Source organism: Synechococcus sp. OH20, from assembly GCF_047502685.1.
Taxonomy (GTDB): domain Bacteria; phylum Cyanobacteriota; class Cyanobacteriia; order Thermostichales; family Thermostichaceae; genus Thermostichus.
Genome location: NZ_JANSIQ010000042.1, coordinates 1 through 24,430 on the forward strand (window position 1 = coordinate 1; position 24,430 = coordinate 24,430).

General features: G+C 60.4%; 19 protein-coding genes. 12 read left to right on the plus strand and 7 right to left on the minus strand.

From position 1 onward, the window contains the following. The 5 genes from NW826_RS09470 to NW826_RS09490 all read left to right on the plus strand — a co-directional run. Positions 1-425, plus strand: a 425-nt coding sequence (locus NW826_RS09470) for a zinc ribbon domain-containing protein (protein WP_414509993.1), incomplete at its 5' end; no start/stop codon positions are given. Between the two features lie 26 nt (positions 426-451). After that, complete coding sequence (locus NW826_RS09475; RefSeq protein WP_414509994.1) at positions 452-1,234, plus strand: ABC transporter permease; 783 nt, start codon at positions 452-454, stop codon at positions 1,232-1,234. A 153-nt stretch (positions 1,235-1,387) separates the two neighbouring features. After that, entirely contained in the window at positions 1,388-1,609 is a 222-nt protein-coding gene (locus tag NW826_RS09480) for a DUF2839 domain-containing protein (protein ID WP_414337619.1), read from the plus strand. A gap of 36 nt (positions 1,610-1,645) precedes the next feature. Next, positions 1,646-2,473 carry a carbon-nitrogen hydrolase family protein gene (locus NW826_RS09485; RefSeq protein ID WP_414368802.1) on the plus strand — a complete coding sequence of 276 codons (828 nt, stop codon included), beginning with the start codon at positions 1,646-1,648 and terminating at the stop codon, positions 2,471-2,473. Positions 2,474-2,482: 9 nt separating this feature from the next. Continuing rightward, positions 2,483-2,743 carry a glutaredoxin family protein gene (locus NW826_RS09490; protein ID WP_414347284.1) on the plus strand — a complete coding sequence of 87 codons (261 nt, stop codon included), beginning with the start codon at positions 2,483-2,485 and terminating at the stop codon, positions 2,741-2,743. A gap of 4 nt (positions 2,744-2,747) precedes the next feature. Here NW826_RS09490 and NW826_RS09495 read toward each other — a convergent pair whose 3' ends face one another. Continuing rightward, complete coding sequence (locus NW826_RS09495; protein WP_414509995.1) at positions 2,748-6,242, minus strand: DNA polymerase III subunit alpha; 3,495 nt, start codon at positions 6,240-6,242, stop codon at positions 2,748-2,750. Positions 6,243-6,355: 113 nt separating this feature from the next. On the opposite strand from NW826_RS09495, the gene selD reads away from it, so the two are divergent. From selD to NW826_RS09510, 3 genes are all read left to right on the plus strand, one after another. Beyond that, entirely contained in the window at positions 6,356-7,420 is a 1,065-nt protein-coding gene (gene selD, locus NW826_RS09500) for a selenide, water dikinase SelD (protein WP_414509996.1), read from the plus strand. Positions 7,421-7,539: 119 nt separating this feature from the next. Then, a complete protein-coding gene (locus tag NW826_RS09505; protein ID WP_414509997.1) occupies positions 7,540-8,040 on the plus strand; it encodes a hypothetical protein in 501 nt (166 codons plus the stop codon). A 115-nt stretch (positions 8,041-8,155) separates the two neighbouring features. Further along, positions 8,156-9,262, plus strand: coding sequence for an ABC transporter permease (locus NW826_RS09510; protein WP_414335586.1), 1,107 nt, complete (start codon positions 8,156-8,158; stop codon positions 9,260-9,262). Positions 9,263-9,316: 54 nt separating this feature from the next. On the opposite strand, the gene NW826_RS09515 is transcribed toward NW826_RS09510, so the two are convergent. Next, complete coding sequence (locus NW826_RS09515) at positions 9,317-10,246, minus strand: hypothetical protein (protein ID WP_414509998.1); 930 nt, start codon at positions 10,244-10,246, stop codon at positions 9,317-9,319. Positions 10,247-10,558: 312 nt separating this feature from the next. On the opposite strand from NW826_RS09515, the gene NW826_RS09520 reads away from it, so the two are divergent. Continuing rightward, positions 10,559-11,122 (plus strand): hypothetical protein, encoded by a 564-nt coding sequence (locus NW826_RS09520; RefSeq protein WP_414509999.1) that lies wholly within the window; start codon positions 10,559-10,561, stop codon positions 11,120-11,122. A gap of 129 nt (positions 11,123-11,251) precedes the next feature. Here the strand turns inward: NW826_RS09520 and NW826_RS09525 are convergent, their stop codons facing one another. Continuing rightward, entirely contained in the window at positions 11,252-12,151 is a 900-nt protein-coding gene (locus NW826_RS09525) for a hypothetical protein (protein ID WP_414510000.1), read from the minus strand. Positions 12,152-12,336: 185 nt separating this feature from the next. On the opposite strand from NW826_RS09525, the gene NW826_RS09530 reads away from it, so the two are divergent. Both NW826_RS09530 and mnmA read left to right on the plus strand, forming a co-directional pair. Continuing rightward, complete coding sequence (locus NW826_RS09530) at positions 12,337-13,086, plus strand: HEAT repeat domain-containing protein (RefSeq protein WP_414347654.1); 750 nt, start codon at positions 12,337-12,339, stop codon at positions 13,084-13,086. A gap of 77 nt (positions 13,087-13,163) precedes the next feature. Then, positions 13,164-14,276, plus strand: a complete 1,113-nt coding sequence (gene mnmA / locus NW826_RS09535; protein ID WP_414336169.1) for a tRNA 2-thiouridine(34) synthase MnmA — start codon at positions 13,164-13,166, stop codon at positions 14,274-14,276. A gap of 162 nt (positions 14,277-14,438) precedes the next feature. On the opposite strand, the gene NW826_RS09540 is transcribed toward mnmA, so the two are convergent. The 4 genes from NW826_RS09540 to uvrA form a co-directional block, all read right to left on the minus strand. Then, complete coding sequence (locus tag NW826_RS09540; RefSeq protein WP_414510001.1) at positions 14,439-15,107, minus strand: glycerophosphoryl diester phosphodiesterase membrane domain-containing protein; 669 nt, start codon at positions 15,105-15,107, stop codon at positions 14,439-14,441. 96 nt (positions 15,108-15,203) lie between these two features. Then, complete coding sequence (locus tag NW826_RS09545) at positions 15,204-16,502, minus strand: FAD-dependent oxidoreductase (protein ID WP_414510002.1); 1,299 nt, start codon at positions 16,500-16,502, stop codon at positions 15,204-15,206. Positions 16,503-16,532: 30 nt separating this feature from the next. Continuing rightward, positions 16,533-18,635 (minus strand): protein kinase domain-containing protein, encoded by a 2,103-nt coding sequence (locus NW826_RS09550; protein ID WP_414510003.1) that lies wholly within the window; start codon positions 18,633-18,635, stop codon positions 16,533-16,535. A gap of 167 nt (positions 18,636-18,802) precedes the next feature. Next, on the minus strand, positions 18,803-21,703 hold the full coding sequence (uvrA, locus tag NW826_RS09555) for an excinuclease ABC subunit UvrA (RefSeq protein ID WP_414510004.1): 2,901 nt from the start codon (positions 21,701-21,703) through the stop codon (positions 18,803-18,805). Between the two features lie 200 nt (positions 21,704-21,903). Between uvrA and NW826_RS09560 the strand changes: the two genes are divergently transcribed. Then, on the plus strand, positions 21,904-24,276 hold the full coding sequence (locus tag NW826_RS09560) for a DUF3488 and DUF4129 domain-containing transglutaminase family protein (protein WP_414510005.1): 2,373 nt from the start codon (positions 21,904-21,906) through the stop codon (positions 24,274-24,276). Positions 24,277-24,430 lie beyond the last annotated feature (154 nt).

Consider the following 24,430-nt stretch of genomic DNA (forward strand, 5'->3'; position numbering starts at 1 on the left):
TGTCGGTAGGTTTTGCAACCCTCAACCGGCTGCTGACCTACAAAATTGAGCAGAAAGGTGGTCTGGTCTTGTTTCTTCCCACGCAAACCCTTAAGCCGTCTCAGCGCTGTCCGCAGTGCGGTGCGATTCACAAGGAGTGGGCAGAGCCAAGTAACCGTTACCATGTCTGTTCTGCTTGTGGGTTTGCGATACCGCGAGACAGGGGAACGGTGATGGTTTTCTACAACGTTGCTACTAATTGGACTCCGTCCCGCTGCCGCGAACAGCAACCGGGGCTGGGAACCCGCCTCGTGAGTCTTGGATGCTTCAGCTCTACTTCAGAGACCCGGTACACGGGAACGATGAAGCAACTGGGGCAGAGGAAGAGACAAAAATCTCGCCGTAAAGCGGATGGGGAAACCCCACCCGCCTGCGCGGTGGGGTAGTTCATCTGAGATTGGAGAGAGAACGAATGCTGTGCTACTTGCGGGTGCTGTGGCTGTTTTGGAGCACTTCTGTAGCGGCAGAAATGGAGTACCGCGCCAATTTCTTCTTTGCCAGCCTCAGCAGCGTGGGTGGCCTGGGGTCAGCTCTGTTTGGGCTTTCACTGTTCTATCAGCAGGGGCACCGCCTGGGGGGTTGGAGCTGGCCGGAGGCGCTCCTCGTCTTGGGCATGTTCACCATCTTGCAGGGGGTGTCGGCCAGCCTCTTTAACGTCAACTTAAACCGCATCGTGCAGCAGGTGCAGGAGGGCACTCTGGATTTTGTTTTGCTCAAGCCCATTAGTAGCCAGTTTTGGCTGTCAACCCGGGTGTTCTCTCCCTGGGGCCTGGTGGATATCGGCTTTGGCCTGGTGCTGATTCTCTACGCCGGGATCCAGTTGCGGCTGCCGGCCTGGGCCTATGTTTTGGGTCTGGTGCCCCTGCTCCTGGGATTGGTCATCCTCTACAGCCTCTGGTTTATGCTGGGGGCCACCAGCATCTGGTTTGTCAAGATCTACAACGTCACCGAGGTGCTGCGGGGCTTGGTAGAGGCGGGGCGCTTCCCCCTGGTGGCCTATCCGGTGGCCTATCGGCTGTTTTTTACCTTCGTTGTGCCGGTGGCTTTCTTGACCACGGTGCCGGCAGAAACCCTGTTGGGACGAGCCCAGTGGCCGTGGCTTGTGGGATCCGCCCTGCTGGCGGCGGGGCTGTTGGTCGGATCCCATTTGTTCTGGCGCTTTGCCCTGCGCTTTTACACCAGCGCCTCTAGTTAGGCTCCCAAATTTCTTGCCCAGAACCCCGGCACCGACAAAGTGCCCTTAAAAAACCTTCAGCCGACCCAGCAGTCGCAACCCCACCAGCTAGGAGAGGCACAGAAGAATTAAGATGAAAGTCACGACTGTGCCAAAACCATTGGAGGCCAGCCTATGGGCGAAGCAAAGCGCCGCAAAACCCGCAACAGCCCCGACCCTGACCAAGAGCTACTGTTTCCCCAGCTCAAAGATATTCCTCTCACCAAAGCCCAAGCCCGCACGATCTACAATTGGACAACTCGGGGCGCTTGGGCCGGCATTATTCTCCTGGCCATTGTCTGGGTGGTGGTGCGATTTGTGGGGCCTGCGTTGGGCTGGTGGCACCTGGTGGGCTAGACGGCTGGATCCTTTGAGTTTTCCTGGAGTTTCCCCATGCGATCCTATTTGGCAGCCGCCCTTCAGATGACCAGCACCCCCGATCTGGCCGGCAACCTACAACAGGCAGAGGAGTGGATTGACTTTGCGGCGCGGCGGGGATGTGAGCTGGTAGCTTTGCCGGAAAACTTTGCCTTCATGGGGCCGGAGGAAGAAAAAGCTCGCCTTGCCCTAGAGATTGCGCAGCGGGCCGAGGAGTTTTTGGCCAAGATGGCCCAGCGCTACCAGGTATTCGTGCTGGGCGGGGGATACCCGGTGCCGGATGGACAAGGCAAGGTGTACAACACCGCCGCCCTCTACAGCCCCGAGGGCAAGGAGCTGGCTCGCTACTGCAAGATCCACCTCTTCGACGTCAACCTGCCCGACGGCAACACCTACCGCGAGTCGAACACGGTGGTGAGCGGCAACGAGGTGGTGGTCTGCCAGGAAGAGCGGCTGGGCATGCTAGGTCTATCGGTTTGTTACGACGTGCGCTTTCCGGAGCTGTATCGTTCCTTGGTGGATCGAGGAGCGCAGGTGCTGTTGATCCCCGCCGCCTTTACCGCCTACACGGGCCGGGACCACTGGCAGGTTTTGCTGCAGTGTCGCGCTATTGAAAACACCTGCTACGTGATTGCTCCCGCCCAGGTGGGCACCCACTACGAGCGGCGGCAATGTCATGGCCACGCCATGATCGTGGATCCTTGGGGGACGATCCTGGCGGATGCCGGCGGCGAAAAACCAGGGGTGGCCATTGCCGAGATCGACCCGGAGCGCCTGCAGCTTATCCGGCGGCAGATGCCCTCGCTGCAGCACCGTCGTCTGGCCTGTACTGTCAGCCTTTAGGGATCCCCTATGCCTTGGCCGCCCTTGATCCTCTACAGCAAGCCCGGCTGCCACCTCTGCGAGGGCCTAGCGGAGAAGTTGCAGCAGATCCCTGAGATCGCCACGTTGGAAATCCGCGACATCACCACTAACCCCACCTGGTGGGAGCGCTACCAGCTGGAGGTTCCCGTGCTGAGCTTGGCGGGGGATCCCGAACGATCTCTGCCCCGCCCCTCGCCGCGGCTAACCGTGACCCAGTTACGCACTTGGCTGGAACGACAGTTGGGTTGACGGCTTAAGAGGCTAGCGCTTCGCTGCGGGCGGTATAGCCAGCTTGGCGGAGGGCCTCAACTGCAGCCTGGGCATTTTTAACCCAAAATTGGGATCCCAGCCTCACCCAGAGCGTGTGGGGAGGGGCGACGATGGCCGCCACAACGGGGATGCGATTTTCTTCCTTGGCTTCCGAGCGTTGGCGGGCAAGCAATGTTTGCAGACGGCGTCGCTCCTCTACAGTTCCGGCAGCCTCCAGAGGAAGTTGCACCGTAACCCAACTCACCGATTCAATTGGCTGTAAGTCCTCGACAATCAATTGCACCTGTTCATCCCGCTGATCCACCTTGGCCCAGATCAATAGCCGTTGATCCACCTCCAGGCGATGGCGCAAACGTTCGTAAGTCTTGGGGAAGATCACCGCTTCGCAACTGCCGGTGAGATCTTCCAGTTGCACAATGGCCATGCGATCCCCTTTCTTGGTGGTTACGGTTTTGATGGCAGTCACTAGGGCCAGAATGCCTACAGAAGTCTCGGCTGCGTAGCCGCTCAAATCCGAGAGGTTAACGGGAGCCAACAGGCGCGCCTGCTCTTGAATCCGTCGCAGCGGGTGATCCGAAACATAAAAACCCAACAGCTCCCGTTCCAGCCTTAACTTTTCTGGCGCTGGAAAATCTTCGGTAGCAGGCCCCCGCGGCGCCTCCATAAATCCCTGGCCATCACTGCTGTCGCTGCCCAACAAATCAAATAGGCTGGCTTGACCAATGGCTTTGGACTTGGCCCGCTCCGTCGCCCAGGTGAGAATGGGATCCAGATCCACCATTAATTGCTTGCGGTTGGGGGAAATACAATCAAAAGCGCCTGCACAGATCAGCGACTCGATGGCGCGACGGTTAACCAGGCGCAGATCCACCCGCTGGCAAAAGTCGGCCAAAGAGGTGAAGGGGCCCCCCGCCTGGCGGGCAGCCAGGATGTTTTGAATCGCCCCCTCACCCACATTCTTCACCGCCCCTAGACCAAACAAAATGCTGGATCCTTGGGGGGTAAAATCCAGCCCAGAGCGGTTGATATCGGGCGGTTGAATCTGGATCCCTATCGACAGACAATAGGTGATATAGCGCTGCACCTTATCTTGATCCCCTCCCACAGAAGAAAGCAGCGCCGCCATGTATTCTGTTGGATAATTGGCCTTGAGATAGGCTGTCTGGAAAGTAATCAGTCCATAGGCCGTAGAGTGGGATTTGTTGAAGCAATACTCGGCGAAAGCAACCATCTGGTCAAATAGTTCCGTGGCCACTTCCTTGGCCACACCTCGCTCCAAAGCTCCCCGGACGAATTGCTCCCGCTGTTGCTCCATCTCGGAAACTTTCTTTTTCCCCATCGCCCGCCGCAGCAGGTCGGCCTGGCCCAGGGTATAGCCGGCCATGTCCTGGGCAATGCGCATGATCTGTTCTTGGTAGAGAATGGCGCCGTAGGTATCTTGAAGGATTGGCTTGAGGAGATCGTGGGCATAGGTTACCGGCTTGCGGCCATGTTTGCGATCGATAAAGTCTGGGATCATGCCCGTATCCAATGGCCCCGGTCGGTAAAGAGCCAAGACCGAGGAAATGTCTTCTAAGTTGGAAGGCTTGAGCTCTCGCACCACCTGCTTCATCCCAGAAGATTCCAGTTGGAAGATCCCTTCCAGCTCTCCCTTTTCCAAAAGTTGGTAGGTTTTCTCGTCATCCAAGGGTAGGTTATCCAGGTCGATGGTGACCCCTCTGTGCTCTCGAATCAGCTCCACAGCCCGCTGGATCATCGTCAGGTTGCGCAGCCCCAAAAAGTCCATCTTCAGCAGGCCCAGAGACTCAATATCTTCCATCGAGTACTGGGTAATAATTTGGCCTTCGTTGTTGTATTGCAAGGGCACGATCTCATCCAAGGGATCCTTGGCGATGACCACGCCGGCAGCGTGAACCCCAAAGGTTTTGTTGGTGCCTTCCAACAGGCGGGCCAGCTCGATCCAGCGGTGAGTGGTTGGGTCTTTCTCGTATTTTTCTTTGAACTCTGGAGCCGGCGTGCTCTCGCCGATCATCTCCTCCAGTTTGGCAGGCTTACCCCGCGATACCGGGATCAGCTTTGCCATTTTGTCGGCTTCGGCATAGGGAATATCGAGCACCCGGGCAACATCTTTGAGAATAGCTTTGGAAGTCATGCGGTTAAAGGTGATGATTTGGGCCACTCGCTCTTGACCATACTTGCGGGTTACATAGTCGATCAGCTCTCCCCGCCGCTCGATGCAGAAATCGGTATCGATATCCGGCATCGATTGCCGTTCTGGGTTGAGAAAACGCTCGAAGAGCAACCCATATTTGACGGGGTCAATATTGGTAATTTGCAGGGCATAGGCCACCAGGGATCCGGCTGCCGAACCACGGCCTGGGCCTACTGGGATCCCGTGCTCGCGGGCATAGCGAATGTAGTCCCAAACCACCAGGAAATAGCTGGAGAAGCCTTTTTGTTGGATGATGCTTAGTTCAAAGCGCAGGCGCTCCTGATAGTTTTCTGGAATCTGATCTGGATAGGCAACGCCGCAGCGTTTTGCCAAGCCCTGCCAGGCCAATTCGGTGAGATAGCTATCGGCAGAATGGCCCGGTGGAACCGGGTAGTCGGGCATGCGCATTTCCCCAAATAGGTCATAGCCCTCGATCTTTTCCAGCACCTTGAGGGTGTTGGCAATGGCTTCATCGATCACCTCTTGCTCCAGGTGATCGCGGCAGAGGCGGCGCATTTCTTCTGGGCTTTTCAGGTATTCCGTCCCACTGTAGCGAAGGCGATCTTTCTCGGTAAGAGATTTGCCTGTTTGGATGCAGAGCAGGGCATCGTGGGCCTCCACATCCCAGCAGGAGATGAAGTGGCTATCATTGGTGAGGATGATCGGGATCCCCAATTCGCGAGCAATGCGCACCAATTGCACATTGACAAAGCGGTCTTCCCGATAGCCGTGATCCTGGATCTCAATGTAGTAATCATCTCCAAACTGTTCTTGATACCAGGCGGCAACCTGGCGGGCAATTTCTGGCCGCCCCTGCAAAATGGCCTGGGGCACTTCCCCAGCTCGACAGCCGCTGGTCACGATCAACCCCTCTTTGTATTGGGCCAAATACTCTTTGTTGATGCAGGGGCGAGCAAAGATCCCCTTGCCTTGAACGCCGTGGAGATGGGAAATAGTGGTTAGCTTCACTAAGTTTTTATAGCCCTGGGTGTTTTTGGCTAGAACCACTTGGTGATACTTGGGATACTTGCGGCTTTTGTCTCGAATATCGCCGTTGATAACATACATCTCGTTGCCAATAATCGGCTTGATCCCTTTGCTTTTACACAGTTTCACCAGCTCAATGGCCCCATACATGACGCCGTGATCGGTCAGGGCCAGTCCTGGCAAACCCATCGCCACCACCTGCTCAATCAAACGCGGCAATTGGCTAGCCCCGTCCAGAAGGCTGTACTCGCTGTGCAAGTGCAAGGGGACAAAAGACATGGCAACGCTATGGGTAGAGGGATCTCTTCAACCTTAGCCCAGCGCCCCTTTTTCCAGTTGCCGCCAGCTGCCGCTACAGTAAAGTCAGGCCGACGTTTTCTCCCTTTGCTTGCATGGAGACTCCCCTTCGCCTCACCCAGTACTCCCACGGCGGCGGCTGCGGCTGCAAAATTGCCCCGGCGCTGCTGCAGCAGATTCTTAGGGAGCTGCCTCTTCTTTGGTCAGATCCGGCCCTGTTGGTGGGGGCTGAAACGAGCGACGATGCCGCCGTCTACCAACTCAACGACGAGCAGGCCCTGATCCTGACCACCGACTTTTTCATGCCCATCGTGGACGATCCGGTGGATTTTGGCCGCATTGCTGCAGCCAACGCCCTCTCTGACGTTTACGCGATGGGGGGCACGCCCATTCTCGCCCTCGCCATTCTGGGTATGCCGGTCAACACCCTGCCCCTGTCGGCTATTCGGGAGATCATGGCCGGGGGAATCCAGATCTGTCAGGAAGCCGGGATCCCTTTGGCCGGGGGGCACTCCATCGATTCGCCCGAGCCCATCTTCGGCTTGGTGGCGGCAGGCCTGGCCCACCCGCAGCACATCCGCCGCAACGCCACGGCTCAGCCCGGCGACGACCTCATCCTAACCAAGCCGCTGGGGATCGGGGTGATGACCACCGCCCTAAAAAAGGGTCAGCTTAGCGCAGCGGGCTACGCCGAGGTTTTGCAGGTGATGACCCAGCTCAACCGCATCGGCCCGCAACTGGCGCGGCGACCCCAGGTTCACGCCCTAACCGATGTAACGGGGTTTGGCCTCTTGGGACACTTGCTAGAGGTCTGTCGTGGCTCAGGGGTAAGCGCCGAGTTGGATCTGGCTGCTATTCCCTTTTTGCCCGAGGCCCTCTCCTTGGCGGAGGCGGGGATCTTCCCAGGTGCAGCCCGCCGCAACTGGCAAAGCTATGAAGGCGTAGAGGCCGACTCTCTACCGGAGTGGCAGCAGTTGCTCTTGTCGGATCCGCAAACCAGCGGCGGCTTACTGCTGGCGGTGGATCCCGCCTTCACCGCAGAGCTTTTGCAAGAGCTCCACAGCGCCGGCTACTCCTATGCTCGCCGCATTGGCCGCTGCCAGGCCGGCGAAGGGATCGCCATTCGGGTTGTCGGCGAGATCCAAACCCCCCGCCAGTAGCTTGGGGGAAGGCCACGTTTGGCCCTCTCCCCCCAATCTATGAAGATTTGGTCAAGCAGAGCTGCGAAAGTTGAAGATCTCATGTAAGGGGAAGGGGAGCTGAGATATCTTAAAGAGGTATGAACGAGCCCTCTCCCAACAGCCATAGCCTGGTTCAGTGGGTTGAGCCAGGTCAACTGATTCGCAGCCTCAGCAGCGGCCAATTGCTGATGGTGGATCCGCAGCGGCACAACGCCTTGATCATCTGCAAGACGTTTCATGCCGAGTTTGCCGGGCCGGGCGCTGCGGTGGGGGGGCCCTTGGATGTGGAGTCGAGCAGCGTGATCCCGATTGGGGATGTGGCTCTGTTGCATCCCCAGAGCTATCAAGAGCGGCAAAACGCCTATACCAAGCGGCTGCACTGGATGCGCTGGTTGCAGCAGATCACCGATAATCCTTTGCCGGCCCAGCGGGCGCGGATTTTGCTCTTTAGCTTGGAGGAGTTTTTCTCTGCGGAGTTGGTCAAGCAGTTGCCGGATGACATTTTGGCGCGGCTGGTGGGGGTGCTGCCGCAGACCATCGCCGCAGCTCGGATGGAAATGATGGCCCCCTGCAGCCCCAGCTATTCCCTGGCCGGCTAGGGGGATCCGTTCAAGATTGGACGGCGTGGGCAGTGTCTTCGAAATAACCCCAAAGCTTAGCTACACTAAAAGCCAACTTCGTTCTGGCAACTCGCCCAACCGGGATCCTGGCCTCATGCAGTGGTGGAAACGGCTGCGCCAAAATCGCTGGGCTCAAGTGGGAGCCTACATTCTCGTTTTTTTCTACGTCTGCGCCATTTTTGCCGAGTTTGTTGCCCCCTACAGCCCGCTGGAATCGCAGCCAGGGGGATCCCTTTTGCCCCCCACCGCCATTCACTTGTGGGATGAGTCGGGCGCTTGGCTGGGGCCCCACGTTTACCCCACCCGCCAGGGGCCGGTGGATCTGGAAACGGGCGAACGTCCGCTTTTGGTGGATAGCAGCCGTCCCGCCGGGATCCGCCTGTTTGTGGCCGGCACCCCTTACCGTTGGCTGGGGCTGATCCCCTGGGATCGACATTTGTTCGGCACCGTCCCCCTGCGGCCAGAGGAAGGGCTGCCGGTAGCGCGGCTGCACCTGCTGGGCACGGATGATCAGGGCCGCGACTACTTCAGCCGTCTGGTCTATGGCGGGCGCGTCAGCCTGTTTGTTGGCCTGGTGGGCATCGGCATCTCTTTTCCCATCGGCCTGCTGGTGGGGGCCATATCCGGCTACTTCGGCGGCTGGGTGGATACGCTGCTGATGCGGCTGACTGAGGTGTTGATGTCGATCCCAACCCTGTATTTGCTGGTGTCGCTGGCGGCGGTGTTGCAGGTGAACCCGCTGACCGGCGTGCCCTTCAGCAATGCCGAGCGCTTTTTGGTGATTGTGGCCATCCTCTCTTTTGTGGGTTGGGCGGGCTTGGCCAGGGTCATTCGGGGCCAGGTGCTGTCCTTGCGGGAGCGAGACTTTGTGCAGGCGGCGCGGGTGGCCGGGGCCGGATCCCTGTATCTGCTGGTGCGGCATATTCTGCCTCAGACCACCACCTACGTGGTGATCTCGGCAACCTTGGCGGTGCCCGGCTACATCGTGGCGGAGTCGGTGCTGAGCTTGATCGGCCTGGGGATCCAACAGCCGGATGCCTCTTGGGGAAATATGCTGTCGCTGGCCACCAATGCTTCGGTAATCATTCTGCAGCCTTGGCTGGTGCTAGCCCCCACCCTGATGGTGGTGCTCACCTCTTTGTCTTTTAACTTGCTGGGGGATGGTCTGCGAGATGCCCTCGACCCGCGGGATCCATTTTGAGGAGAAGCTGCTTCCGAATTGTGACGGTTCAGGGGAAATGCGAGGGTCTGCCGTTCACCGCTTTCCGTCCGGATAGAGCCGATTTAGCCCCTTGCGAGCCTTAGCATAAACATCCAGGGTGGCATTCATTTTTAGGACCTGGCGGTAAACTTGCTCGGCCCGGGCGATTTCCCCCTCCTGCTCCAACTTCTCGGCCAGCTTGAGCAAACTTTGGGCCGAGGGATCCGCCAAAGAACCCTGCTCCTGCAGTTGCTGCAGCTCTTCCAGGCGCTCCTGCACCATTGGTCGCAACAGCCAGGAATCATCCAGATCCAACACCTCTCGGTAGTAGCGCTGGGCCTCTTTGAAGTTCTTCTGCTCGTCGTAGGCTTCCGCCAGTTGCAGAGCCAGCTCCGCCGTGGGCCGATCCTTAAACTGGCGATGCAGTTGGTTCAGCCGCCGCAGGAAGGGGGATCCCTGCTGCGGGTTTTGTAAATCCGGGGCGTGTTGAACCGGCAGATAGTTGCTCCTCTCCGCCGATTGTTGAGGGGAAGGGGCAGGCTCCGCGGCTTGAGATCGAAGGGGCGTTTGACGGCTGATGCTTTTGGGGTCAATGGGGGCGGGCTTGTAGACCCAAACCGGCTGATCCGGAGAGGATGCCGGTGGGGTTGGGTGTGGGATCGGCTGGGGCAAGGGAATGGTTTTGCGATCCGGCGGTTCAGAAGGGGGTTGCTTCAGTTCTGCAAGGGTGCCGGGAGGTTTGGGGGCTTGGAATTGAATTGCTTTGGGAGTCTCCCTGCGCTCTTGGGCCAATTCTCGATAGAGGGCGGCCAATTGGGCATACCCCGCTTCTTCGTAGGCGGTGGCCAGCCAACGGGCATTCTCCGGGCTGGGATCCGCACGATAAGCCCGCCGCAGCAACTGCAAAGCAGTGCCATAATTGCGCTCTCGAATGGCTGCCTGCCCCAAACTGGCTGAGCTGACCCCGGTTGTATCGCTAGCCATGGTTCTCCGTTATGCCTTGCTGTGCAGCGATAATAAATCAGTTTTCCTTTTCCAAGCCAGCCACTCAGGGCAACCTTGGCAACTGGATCCCTTGGCCATAGCATACCCTTGTCGAGCCGAACGCTGACTGTTGGGAAAGACTTCTCTTCTTGTTGGGATCTGCTCGGTAGACATCTTTAGCCGATGTTGATTCGAGATTGAGGCATTGAGATCTGGATGTGAGGCGTACTTTCAAGCTAGCTTGTAGTCAAGCCCCGAGCAGCGACAGGTTTCGGCGCAAACATGATTCAACAGTTTCGAGATCGGTACCCCATGGGCAGTTTGCTCACCGATCTGTTGCGCGTAGAAGAAGGGATCTACATTGTCAAAGCCCAGGTGGTGGTGAACAACACGGTTCTGGGCAGTGGTATTGCCGGCTCCAACACAGTAGAAGAAGCGGAAGATGCTGCGCTGAAGCGCGCTTTAAACCATGCAGGATTCGGTCATTCCGCAACTTCCTTGAGCTTGGGTATGGATTCTGCTGCCACCAGGCTGCCCTATTTGCCAACTCCCGACTTGGCCTTGGCCAATGGGCGCACCCACTCTTCTCCTGCCCCTCAAGCCCCTGAGCCAACAGGGATCCCTGCGAAGCCGACTCCCTCAGAATTGCCCAGCTTGAGCGAGCCGGGAGCCTATGGAGATGATCTATCAGACATCATTGCTCAAACAGATGTCGAGATGCAGCGTATTGGCTGGGGCCGCAAGGAAGGACAAGAGTTCCTGGAGCGTCGCTTCCAGAAAAAATCTCGCCACCAACTGAATGAGGCCGAACTGCGGGAGTTCTTGCGCTATTTAAAACAGCAGCCGTCACGCCTCAACAGCGAGCCTCGTTTTTGATTTTCCCAGACTCCCTCACCCCCAACCCCTCTCCCAGAGGGAGAGGGGAGTTTAGACTTGACTTTGGAAAAATCCCTTGCCCAGAGGCGGGAGAATAGATCAAACCGCTGGGCTCTGGAATAGCCACGGCTAGGGCGCACCCACAATCACAGTGGTGTCTTGCATTGTCTTCACGACGGTCTCGCCTCCTTCCGAGAGCACAACCCGTCGCTCTGGCACCGATACTCCGGCCACTTTGGCAGTTTGGTAGTTCTGCCCGGCCTGCACCACAGAAGGGATGACGCCTGGGCCAGAAACCAAAGCAAAGGATTCGCCACCAATCTGGATCATCCCAGAAACCTGCACGCTGCGGGCAAAGGCCGCCGGGTCAGGAGTGGGCGTCGGGAGCGGCGTGGCCACTGCTACGGGCACTTCGCCACCGGGCGGAGGCAGTTCCGGAGGCGGAGGCAGAGGTGGCAGGTCAAGGGTTGGCTCAGGGGCACGCACGTTTTGGGGCACAAAGGGATCCGCCCGTCCGGCTCCACTTAAGGCCCGCTGGGTTTCCTGCTCCCGATCCACCGGTGGGATCAGGCTAGAGGCAGCTTGGGTGGTTTGCAGAAGAGAAGGCACCGGCGGCGGTTGGTCAGGAGCGGTCTGGCCAAAACCGTCGGGCAGGTTTGCCGTTTGTTGCCGGGCAAGAGCCTGCATCTGGCTGGCTCCCCGCGCCAGAGTAGCGTTCATGTCCTGTTCCCAACGGCCTGAGGCATTCAGCCGCATGATCACGGGGCTGCTGCCGCCGCGCGACTCCACCCAGATCTCGGCTGCTGTGTCGCTCAGCCGACGGGAGCGGAGGATGCGGGATCCCAGCGGCAAAAGCGGCTGCAGCGCCAGTTCCGCTTCGGGAACTGCTTGTCCGTTGGCCAAAGCAGAAGACAAACGAGGGGACAAGCACAACATGCCCCCTGCCGACAACAGGAGGATCCCAAGTGAGAGCAGTTGGCGACCAGGCGAAGATTTCAGCATAGAGACCACCGGCAGAGAGCCTCGCATCACCAAAATAGCCAAAATCTTGGGGATGGGGCTCCATCGAGCTGCTTTTTTCGGCAACAATGCTAGGATTTCCCAATCAAAGCCTCAGCCCCTGTCGATAGGGATCCCGACCTCAAAGCCGGCCCCTGTCCGAGCGCAGCCCAATTTGCCATAATGAAGAGAGACTGTAAACATTTGTTAAGGCCATGACTGTCTCTGCTCTGGATCCTGTCAACCCCGCTCGTCTGGAGGAAATCGCCCAACGCTTGCGCAGCCAACGCCCTGCGGATCGCATGGTGGCCTTGGCCCAGTTGCGGGATGTGCCAGCGGAGCAGGCGGTGCCGCTGATTTTGCAGGTCATCGACGACGAAAACCTGCAGGTGCGCTCTTTTGCCGTCTTTGCCCTGGGGATCAAGCAGACGGACGCCTGTCTGCCCAAGCTGCTGGAGATCCTCACCCAAGACCCGGACTACGGCATTCGCGCCGATGCGGCAGGCGCCCTGGGCTACTTGGAAGATCCGCGGGCTTTTGAGGCCCTGGTGCGGGCTTTTTATGAAGATGTGGAGTGGCTGGTGCGCTTCAGCGCCGCCGTGGCCCTGGGCAACCTGAAGGATCCACGGGCCTATGAGGTGCTGCTGCGGGCGTTGGAGGGGCCGGAAGTGTTGCTGCAGCAGGCGGCCATTGCAGCTCTGGGAGAACTGGGGGATCTGCGGGCTTTGGATCACATCCTGCGGTTTGCCCAGTCGGAAGATTGGCTGGTGCGGCAGCGGCTGGCCCAGGCCTTGGGAAATCTGCCCTCGCCCAAGAGTGTTTCTGCTCTCAACTATCTGGCCAGGGATCCCCACGATAGCGTTGCCGCGGCGGCTTTGGATTCGCTGCGGCGGCTGCGCCAAAGGGGCTTCCCAGAACCCACGCCTGAGGCGGGATCCCGGCCAGCCGATTCGGAAGCAAGCTAAGCTGGAAATCCGGGTTTGGCCTGGTGTAGGGAGGCGAGGATTTGCCGACCCTTGTTGTTTCCTGATCCCCTGCTGTGATGGTTACCAGCCCCCATCCTCTAGTTGCTCCGGAGATAGCCGGATCCCCCTCTCGGCCCCGCATTGTGGCGGCCCTTTCTGGGGGGGTAGACAGCTCCACGGTGGCGGCCCTTCTCCACGAACAGGGCTATGCCGTGGAGGGAGTGACTCTCTGGCTGATGCGGGGGAAAGGCCAGTGCTGCACCGACGGCCTGGTGGATGCTGCTGCCATCTGTGAGCAATTGGGGATCCCCCACCATGTGGTGGATAGCCGTGAGCTGTTTCAGGCCGCCATTGTCGATTACCTGGTGGCCGGCTATGGGGAGGGGATCACACCGCTGCCCTGCTCCCAATGCAACAAGCTGGTGAAGTTCGGCCCCCTGCTGGCCTATGCCCGCGAGACGCTGGGCATCTCTCAGATCGCCACCGGCCACTACGCGCGGGTGCGTTTTGAGGCCGAGCTGGGGCGCTATCAACTGCTGCGGGCGGTGGATCGGCAGAAGGATCAGTCCTATTTTCTCTACGACCTCAGCCAGGAGCACCTGGCCCACAGCCTCTTCCCCCTGGGCGAGTACACCAAGGCCCAGACCCGTCAGATTGCTGCGCGCTACGGCTTGGTTACGGCAAACAAGCCCGAAAGCCAGGATCTGTGCTTGATCGAGACCTATGGCTCGATGCGCAACTTTTTGGATCAGCACCTGGGTCAAAGGCCGGGGGAAATTGTCGATACCCAGGGGCGAGTCCTGGGATATCACGAAGGTATCCACCACTACACCGTCGGCCAGCGCAAGGGGCTGGGGATTGCCTCTTCCCGTCCGCTCTATGTGGTGCGCATCGATGCGGCCATGAACCGCGTGGTAGTGGGAGAGCGGGAAGAAGCCACCCAAGCTGAGGCGTGGGTGCGGCGGGTGAACTGGGTCTCGATCCCTGCGCCGGCAGAACCCTTGGCCGTGGAAGTGCAGGTGCGCTACCGTACCCCACCGGTGCCGGCTATGGTGATCCCAAAATCGCCGGAGCGGGTGAAGCTACAGTTTGCCGAGCCGCAATTTGGCGTCACCCCTGGCCAAGCCGCCGTCTGGTACCACGGGGATCTCCTGCTGGGAGGCGGCATCCTGGAGCGCCCTTCTCCCTAACTAGAGATTCGGCAGAGCTCTCTGGCATTACTCCCCTCTCCCCCTGGGAGAGGGGCTGGGGGTGGTCGCGTGAGCGGCGCGGAGCGCTTGGGCTGACTTCCCCTGGGAGAGGGGCCAGGGGTGAGAGCTCCCCTTTTTTGCCATCCGAGACAAACGCCGCAATCAGGAGGCCGCTTGCCCCTTCAAGTGCTGCAGGGATCGGAACAGGAGCACCGTATAGATATCGAGGATGGGCGCAACTGCTGTGACGGCAGCATTTCCAACCACAACCGCACCCAAGGCAGCTCCCAGGATCCCCCCAACAAGAAACAAAATCAGGAGTGGGATGCCGGAGATCAAGCCCACGGCCAGCAAAGCCCAAAACACGCCCCACCAGCGATCTTTGACGAGGTTCCAACTGTAGCCCAGACCTTCCGTGGCACCTTTGCCTTCCAGGGCAATCGCACAGAGAGTGAAAACCAGCCTTACCCCCCAGTAGATACCAGGGAGCACAAACAGCAGCATCCCAAGCATGACAATTAGCGCCAGCAGAATGCTGCCGAAAACCAGGGGCACTGCCTTCGAGAGGGCCCGGTCGAGGCTGCTGCCCAGCAGGGGAGCTTGCCGCTTCAGGTGCTGATCCACCAGCCAAAAGGCTGCGCCAGCCAGGATGGGAGCAACAATTAGGCTGTAGGCCAAATTGAGGATCCCCCCAAAAAGTGGGATCAGCTCTGCGACGATGGGAATGACAAAGCCGGGAGAGGCCAGGATCAACAGCGGCCCATAGACGGGGCCTACAACTTCAAACGAGCGCTGCAGAAGGAAAAACGGGTTAAGAGTAGCGCTTTGCATGGTAGAGGGATCCCTGTGGCAACCACCCCCTTGATACCACGCCATCCCCCTTTTTGGGCTGAGAAGGGGATTAAGAAAGTCAAAGTCTGTGTCTTGCTATACAGAAGATTTTTGTAAAATCCAGGCCGCCGCTTGTTCGCCGCTGCGCAGGGATCCCTCGAGGCTGCTCTGGTGGGTGTATTCTCCAGCCCAGAGAAGGCCCGGCAGGCCGCTGCCGGTGGGAACCAGGTGCTGCTGAAAACCGGGCGGCTGGACAAACTGGGCAAAAGGGATCCGATACACCCGCAGCAGGCGCAATCGTTCCAAGGGGGCTTTGGGAAAATAGGTTTGCAGCTCGGCCCGGCAGGCTTGGGCCAGCTCCTCATCGCCCAAAGGGGGATCCCCCAGCACTGTCACCGAATAGAGGTGCTGACCGGCAGGAGCCAGCGCCGGGCTGAGGCGGGTGAGCTGCACCCAGTGGTTGATCCAGCCTTGGCCGCTGGCGTTGAGGTACAAGTAGGCACCGCGGGTCAGGGAAAAGGGGGCGCAGAAATAAAGGCAGGTCACCGCCCGTCCCTGGGTGGGGATGGGCGCAGCAGCTTGAGGGCAGAGCTCGGCCTGCCAGGCCCGCGCTTGAGGGGCATCGGTGGCGCAGACCACCCACTCGGCAGGGATCTCCTCGCCCTTGGCGGTGCGGATCCCGCGCACTTTTCCCTCTTCCACCAGGATGCGCTCCACCGAGGTTTGGTAGCGGATCTGCTCTGGGGCAAGGTGGCCGGCCAGTTGGCGGACAATCTCTCCCATGCCCAGCGCCGGGGTGACGATGGCTCCTTCGGCCATCATCTTGAAATAAAAGGCAAAGAGGCGGGCGCTGCTGGCCAGATCCGGATCCAAAAGAATGCCGCGGAAAAAGGGGTAGAAGAAGTGCTGGCAGATCTTTTGGGAAAATCCGTACTCCTCTAGGAACTCCCGCACCGAGCGGTCAGATCCCCCCAGTCCTTCTTGGAAAACCTGTTCTGGGGTGCGCCGCGCCAGCTCCGCCCGCAACTGCAGCACCTTGAGCTTGTCGCCAAAGCTGGCCAAGGGGTTGAAGAGGGAAGGGACAATGCTGGTCGGATCCCGCAGGGGATCCCCCAACAGCCAGCAGCGACCGGGTTGGGCCAGCATCGCTCCCGGACGGTAGGGGCAGGGATTGAGCTGGCCTAGATCCAGATGCCGCCGCACTTGGGGATAGGCGGTAAACAGCACCTGAAAGCCACGATCCAAACGGAAGCCCTCCACCGCGTCGGTGCGCACCCGCCCGCCGGGGCCGTCGCTTTTTTCCAGGACTAGGACATCGCTCCAACCCGCCTGGCTCAGCACCTTGGCGCAGGTTAAGCCGGCCAGCCCTGCCCCGATAATGACCACTCTGCCCATGCTGCTGGGATCCCTTCTCCGTGGAGTATTTTACCTGGCTCGATTCCTCAAGGCTGAGTCCCCTTCTGAGGCAGGATGTTCTGGCCCCCAGATGCGAATGGCGCCATCGGCACCGCCGCTGAGAAGGGTTTGCCCGTTGGGGCCAAACAGCAGAGCACTCACCATCCAAGTTTGGCCGCCCAGGGTGCGCAACTCTTTGCCGCTGCCCAGATCCCAGAGTTTGATCTGCTGGGCGCGGTGATCGGTGCCGCTGGCCAGCAGGCGGCCATCGGGGCTGAGGGCAAGGGTGGCCAAGCCAGACAAGGGCTGGGCCAGAGTGCGCTCGAGGGATCCCGTGCCCACGTTCCAGATCCAGATGCCGGAAGCGCTGGCGGCGAGCAAGTGGCGGCCATCGGGGCTGAGGAGCACCTGCTCGATGGGGTAGTCAGCCTCCAGGGTTTTCAACAAAGCCCCGCTGCCGGGATCCCAAAGATGAACGGTGGGATCCCCGTTGGCGGCCACCAGGATCCAGGGCGGGCTCCTTTTTTCCGCCACCCCAGAGGGAGCGAAGGCCACCGCCGTAATGCCTGACCCCTGGGTAACCGGGTGGGCGGCGCTGTCGATGGTGCGCACCAACTGGCCATCCTCAGCTTGCCAAAGGCGAATGGTACGGTCGGCGCTGCCGCTGGCAATCCAACGGCCATCGGGGCTGATGGCGACGCTGTTGATCAGCTCGGTGTGGCCCTGCAACTGCAGCCGTGGCACCCCTTCCCGCGACGGCAAGGCAGGGGCCAAATCCCAAACCCGCACCGTCTTGTCGGCCCCCCCACTCACCAAAAAGGTACCATCGGGGCTGATGGCCAGCGTCTCAATCGAGCCTTCGTGGCCTGCCCAGCTCTGCAGCAGTTGGCCAGCCTGGGGATCCCAAAAGCGGATGACACCGTCGTCTCCCCCGGCAACCAGGAGATCTCCATCCGGGCTGATGGCCAGAGCGGTGATAGCGGCGGGGCCTTCCAGTGTGGCCTTGAGCCGCAAGGACTTGGCCCAGTCAGCTAGGTTGAGGGCAGGGCTGGAAGAGGATAGGGATCCAGTCCTGGAGGGATTGGGCGGCTGCTCTGGGGAGCTGAAGCTTTTGAGCCCAGCGGATCCCAAGTTTGCCATCGTTCCCGCGGGCGGGACAGAGTCCCTGGGCACAATTGCCTTCTCTCCCCACAGGCTGAGGTTGGCCGCCAGTTGCCAGGCAGCAACTCCGAGTAGCACCAGCAAAGCCGCCAGACTACTCCCCGCCCAAAGTGGTGGGATCCAGAAACGCGCCCGCAGTGATACCGAGGAACGCGGCGGCGTAGTCGGCTCCTGTAAGGGAGCGGCGGCAACAGGGTCGGGCAGGATCTCAGCGCCGGGAGAGACGCCCTCTGCCAGAGGCAAAGCCTGGAGAGCGGCCAAAGCTGCCGCTGCCGAAGCAAAGCGCTGCCGCGGGTCACAACCCACCAGGCAGTCCAAAAAAGCGGCAAAAGGAGCGCTGGTAGGAGCCAGATCGTGCCAGCGCAGCTCCCCCGTCAACGGGTCGCGAAACAGCTTGTGGGTCGGGATCCCTGAGAGGGCCTGTATGGCGATGAGACCAAGTGCCTCCAGATCGCTGTCGGCAGCCTCGGGCCCAGAGTTGCAGCAGCCCAAGCCCAACACCACCCAGCGGCCATCCGCCCGGCGACAGATTAGGCGAGAGGGCTCTAGGTTGCAGCAGTTTACCCCCTCACTGTGTAGCAAGGCCAAGGTTTGCAGCACATCTTGCAAAAAGGCCCGCACCTCAGCTTCTGTCCAAGGCTGACCTTGCTCAGTGGCCTGGCGCAGGGCCTGTTCCAGAGTCTGCCCCTCGATCCACTCTTCTACCCAGTAAAAATCTCCCTCTTGCTCAAAATAAGTCAGCAGGCGTGAGATACACTCATGGGATCCCAGGCGTTCCCACAGCGCCATTGCCTGTTCAAATCGCTGCCGGGCGGCAGAGGGCTCTTCCCCCTTGGGAGAGCGAGGTTGCCAACGCCTGATCACCACCCAGCTCTGTTCAGGGCGATGGCCATCTTGGGCCAGGTAGGTTTGCCCGCTGGATCCCAGTTCTTCCAAGATCTGATAGCGGCCACCCAGGGTCTGCCCTACCATAAGGACTCCGGCTACTCCAGGCATATATGGTCTACCGTTCGCGTCAGCACTGCGGAGCACTTTAGCGGGACGGAGTTCTTTGGCTCTACCCTTGGGGAGGATGCGAACCTTTTCCTTCTGGATCATCATGCCACACGGGCAAAAGGCTCAGAGTAACCCTGAGTTACTCAGTGGCCGGGGGGATGTCGTTGCAAAACCTGCTTTAGGTAGCGCCCCGTATGGGATCCCGGCTGCTCGGCCACTTCCTCAGGGGTGCCGACGGCAACAATCTGGCCGCCCTGGTCGCCCCCTTCCGGCCCCAGGTCAATAATCCAGTCGGCACAGCGGAGGATGTCCAGGTTGTGCTCGATCACCAGCACGGTGTTGCCCGCATCCACCAACCGCTGCAGAACATTCAAGAGCTTGTGAACGTCGTAGAAGGACAGGCCGGTGGAGGGTTCATCGAGCAGGTAGAGGGTTTTGCCGGTGGAGCGGCGGGCCAGTTCTGCCGCCAGCTTCACCCGCTGCGCTTCCCCGCCGGAAAGCGTCGGAGCGGGCTGACCCAGCTTGATGTAATCAAGGCCCACATCGGCCAGCGTCTGCAGGATCTTGGCGGCAGGGGGTAGGGCGGCAAAAAACTCCAGCGCCTCCCCCACCGTCATGTCTAGGACTTCGGCAATGTTTTTGCCCTTGTACCTGACCTGGAGGGTCTCGCGGCTGTAGCGGCTGCCCCCACACACCTCGCAGGTAACATACACATCCGGCAGGAAGTTCATTTCAATCACGTTCACCCCCTGCCCTTTGCAGGCTTCACAGCGCCCCCCCTTGACGTTGAAGGAAAAGTGGCCGGATTGATAGCCCCTGGCCTTGGCCTCTAGAGTCTGGGCAAAGGCTTGGCGGATGGGATCAAAGAGGCCCGTGTAGGTGGCGGGGTTGGAGCGGGGGGTGCGGCCAATGGGGGATTGGTCGATGACGATCACCTTGTCGATGTGTTCAATGCCGTGTAGCTCCCCCATTTCCGTTGGCTTAGGCACCTTCTGGCCGAGGGAGTGTTGCAGGGCAGGGTAGAGCAACTCGTTGACCAGGGTGGACTTGCCGGAGCCGGAGACGCCGGTGACGCAGACCAGCTTGCCCAGGGGGATCTCCACATCGATGTGCTTGAGGTTGTTTTTGTGGGCATCGGTGAGCTTGAGGGAGACAGCTTTGCCAGGTCGCCGCTGAGCTGGGGTTGGGATCCGCCGCCGCCCCGACAGATAGGCGCCGGTGAGGGAGCGCTCGCAGGCTAGGATGTCGGCTAGAGATCCTTGGGCCACCACTTCTCCGCCGTGGATGCCAGCGCCAGGGCCAATGTCCACGATGTGGTCGGCGGCGCGAATGGTCTCTTCATCGTGTTCCACCACAATTAAGGTGTTGCCCAGATCCCGTAGGCGGAATAGGGTTTGCAAGAGGCGTTGGTTATCCCGCTGGTGCAGGCCAATGGAGGGTTCGTCCAGCACGTAGAGCACCCCCGTCAGGCCGGAGCCAATCTGGCTGGCCAGTCGGATCCGCTGCGCCTCGCCCCCCGAAAGGGTCATGGCCGGTCGGGCCAGGGTGAGGTAGTCAAGGCCCACGTCAATTAAAAACTGCAGCCGGGTTTTGATCTCCCGCAGCACCAGCTCGGCAATCTGCGCTTGGCGGGGGGTAAGCTGGAGCTGCTCCAGGCGCTGCAGGCAGTCGCGGATGGAGATCTCGGTGAGATCCGTGATGCGGTAGCCACCGACGCGCACGGCCAGGGCCTCTGGCCGCAGCCGGGATCCGCCACAGGCAGCGCAGGGGCGGTAGGTGAGGTAGGTCTCCAGCTTTTGCCGGTAGGTTTCGGCGGTGGTCTCTTGGTAGTGCCGCTGCAACTGCGGGATTACCCCTTCAAAGCGGCGGTAGTAGCCCCGGCTCCCCTGGGGGGATTCCGCCTCAACGTAGATCTCCTGGTCGCTGCCGTAGAGGAGGAGCTGCTGCTGCTCGGGGGTAAGGTCGCACCAGCGGCTGCTGAGCTCAAAGCCAAAGGCCTTAGCAGCCCCCGCCAGCAGCGCCAGATAGTAGGGGTTCTCCCGCTCCGCCCAGGGGGCAATGGCCGCATAGAGGGGGAGCTTGGGATCCGGCACGATCCGGTCGGGGTCGAAGATGGGTTCAAAGCCCAGGCCGTGACAGACGGGACAGGCGCCAATGGGGGAGTTAAAGGAAAATAGCCGCGGCGACAGCTCGCCCAGCACGGAGCCGTGTTCGGGGCAGGCAAATTGTTCCGAAAAGATCAGCTCCGTTGGCTTGCCGTTGAGGTACTGCCCCGCCACCTCGGCTACTTTTTGCAGCAGGTGTTCCCGTTCGTCTTCACGGGGCAACAGCTCCACCACCGCCAGTCCCCCCGACTGGCGCAGACAGGTGGTCAGGGAATCGGCCAGCCGCTCTGCGATGTTGGGGCCCTTAACCAGCCGATCCACCACCACCTCAATGGTGTGGGCCTTGTTTTTGGCCAACTCAATTTCCTCGCTGAGATCCCGCACCTGGCCGTCGATGCGCACCCGCACAAACCCCTGCTGGCGCAGGCTTTGCAAGAGCGCTGCGTGGGTGCCCTTTTTTCCCCTCACCACGGGCGCAAGCAACTGAAAGCGCGTCCGCTCCGGCAGGGCCAGGATCTGGTCCACCATTTGATCCACCGTCTGGGGGGCAATCACCCGGTCACAATGGGGGCAGTGGGGGATCCCGGCCCGCCCATACAGCAGCCGCAGGTAGTCGTAGATTTCGGTCACGGTGCCAACCGTGGAGCGGGGGTTGTGGCTGGTGGACTTTTGGTCGATGGCAATGGCTGGGCTCAAGCCCTCGATGCGGTCTACATCCGGTTTGTCCAGTTGCCCCAGAAATTGCCGCGCGTAGGCGCTAAGGGACTCCACGTAGCGCCGCTGCCCCTCGGCAAAGATGGTGTCGAAGGCCAGAGAAGATTTTCCAGAGCCGGAGACGCCGGTAAACACCACCAGGCGATTGCGCGGGATCCGCAGCTCGAGGTTTTTGAGGTTGTGCTGCCGCGCCCCCACCACATGGATTTCGTTTTGGCCGGACATCTCATCCCCTCTGTGTGCAGCGTGGGTGGAGACTCTGCCCAAAATTGGCGAGTCGAAAAACAACAAAAGTTAAGGAACATTAACGATTCTAGTGCTGCAGCAGAAGTCTGTCTTCTCCCCATCGCAAGGGGTGCCGGAGAAGAGGAAAGACTTGGCTATCTTGGAAGGGCCACTTGAGGGATCCCGAAGCAACCTAGCCCATGACCTGGCCACTGCTTGCCGTCCAAAAGCTCTTCATCTACCTGCTGGTGGGGATTGCCTTTACGGCCCTCTGCCTTGGGGATCAGGCCCTGTCGCCGGCGGTTATCGCCCTCTGCTTGGCGGCGGGGGCTGCCAGTTGGTTTTGGGAGCCGCCCCGCATTAGCTTTGCCCGCTATGCGCCCCTGTGGATGCCCCTGACGGTGAGCGTGCTGGTCAGCTTGGCGGCCCTGGTGCTTGCGGGCGTGCTGCCGCTTTCGGATGGGGCCATAGGCCTGGTGCTCTACCTTACGGGGGCCAAGTTGTTTCAGCGGGAGCGGGCAGCAGACCACATTCAGTTGGCGGTGCTGTCTCTGCTGCTGATGGCCATCGCCACCCTCTTTAACGAGGACATCAGCTTTGGGTTTTTATTCCTGCTGTATGTGGGGGTGGGGCTGGTTAACCTCACCCTCTATCACCTGCGCCTGCAGGCGGAGCAGCACCCCCAGGCGGCTAGCCAAGTCCGCGGGATCGACCTCAACTTTCTGGGGTTGCTTGGATCCCTGGCTTTGCTGGCAACCCTTCTCGCGGTGGTTTTGTTTTTCCTCTTTCCGCGCCTTAGCTTGGGGCTCCTAGGCTGGCAGGCCCGCTCGCCGGTGATGACCACTGGCTTTGCCGAGGAAGTCAGCCTGGGGGAGTTCGGCACCCTCAAGACCGACAGCACTGTTGTTATGCGGGTGGAGTTCCCGGCGGGGGTGCCGCCTCAGGTGGAGTCCCTCTACTGGCGGGGGATCAGCTTTGATCGCTACGACGGGCGGGCTTGGTCGCGGACGCTGAACCGCGCGATCCCGATTTTCCCCACTGCAGCAGGGGTCTTTGATCTCTCGGCTTCCCCCTTGATCCCGACCGCTAGCGACCTCCAGTTCTTTCCCCTAGAGCAGCTTATCTACCTAGAGCCGCTGGCCACCAACACCGTCTTTGGAGTGGCGCCACTGCTGGAGGTGGAGTGGTTGGATCGGGGGGGGGCGATGACCCCTCAGCAGGCATGGCAACGGCAAACTCGCCGCCTCCTCCTGCACGAGAGCGGGGATGTCAGCCATTCCCTGCCCCCCCGGCTGCCCTATCTCTACCGCGCCGTGAGCTGGATCCCCCGCGATCTGGAGCCCCGCCTGCGCCAGCTCGGCCAGGAGGAGCTGCTGAGTGCTCTTGACCCCATCCAGCGGGCAGCCTACCTGCAGTTGCCGGCAGATCTAGATCCGCGCATTCCCGCATTGGCAGAGGAGATCACGGCTGGGATCCCCGATGTCTTTGGCAAGGCGACAGCTCTGCAGAACTACCTGCTGGAGAACTACGCCTACACCACAGATCTGCCGGATCCCGGGGCTGAGCCGCCTTTGGAGGCCTTTTTGTTTACCCACCGCCGCGGCCACTGCGAATACTTTGCCACCGCCCTGACGGTGCTGGCCCGCAGCATTGGCATCCCGGCCCGCGTGGTCAATGGCTTTTTGGGCGGGCGCTGGGTGGCGCAGGAAAAGTACCTGGCGGTGCGCAACGCCGATGCCCATTCTTGGGCGGAGATCCCCTTTGGCCCCTATGGATGGATCCTCTTCGACGCCACGCCGCCAGAGGCCAATGTTAGCCAGCGGCAAAGCTGGTGGGATCCCTTGCAGGATTTTTACGACAGCCTGCGCTTCCGTTGGTTTAAGTACGTCATCCAGTACGATCTATCCACCCAGCGGCAGATCTGGCGGCAGATTCAGGAGATCGCCAGTGCAGTAGCGGTCTCTTCCGATCGAGAGGATGTTGCCGCCGCCTTCCGTCGCGGTCTGGTGGGCTGGGGGCAAAGGCTGCAACAGAACAGCCTGCCGCTGCTGGGGGTGATTTTGATCACCGGCTTCACGGCCTACTGGGGCCGCCGCCGCCGCTACCAGGCTTTGCACTGGCGGGATGGGGGATGGATCCTCTTGGCCACACTTGGCAATGGAGTGGTGATGGGATCCCTGTGGCAGCCGCCCCCAGAATGGCCCACCTGGATGATCGGGATCCTGCTGCCAAGTCTGGCCTTTGCCGGCATGCGCTGGATCCCGGCAGCCCTGCCCAAGTCGCAACGGCGCCGCCAGGCCATCTCCAGACTTTACCTCCAACTGCGGGAGCTGGCGACAGCAGTGGGGATCCCAGCCCACCTGGGGCCGGAAGCCTGCTTAGAACACTTGCGCCACTCCGATTTGCCCCAGGCCGAGCTGGCCATCCAGTTCCTGCAGCGCTACCTGGAGGTGCGCTTTGGCGGGATCGCGCTGGAAGCCGGGGAACTGCGGCGTTGGCAACAATGCCTCAGACAGCTTAGGCAGGCCTGGCAGACCCAAAATTCCTCCCTTGCCCCCAAAAGAGCCGCTTGACCGGAAGACGGCTATGTCCTGGCGCAAGTCTCCCAAAAGCTCTACGAGAAGCCTTGACATTATGAAGGGGTTAAGAGATAGTTAACTCTAGGTATAGACCCTGCCATAGACTGGGGCGGCAGGCCATCGCTACAAGTGAGCTCTGCCCTCAGGT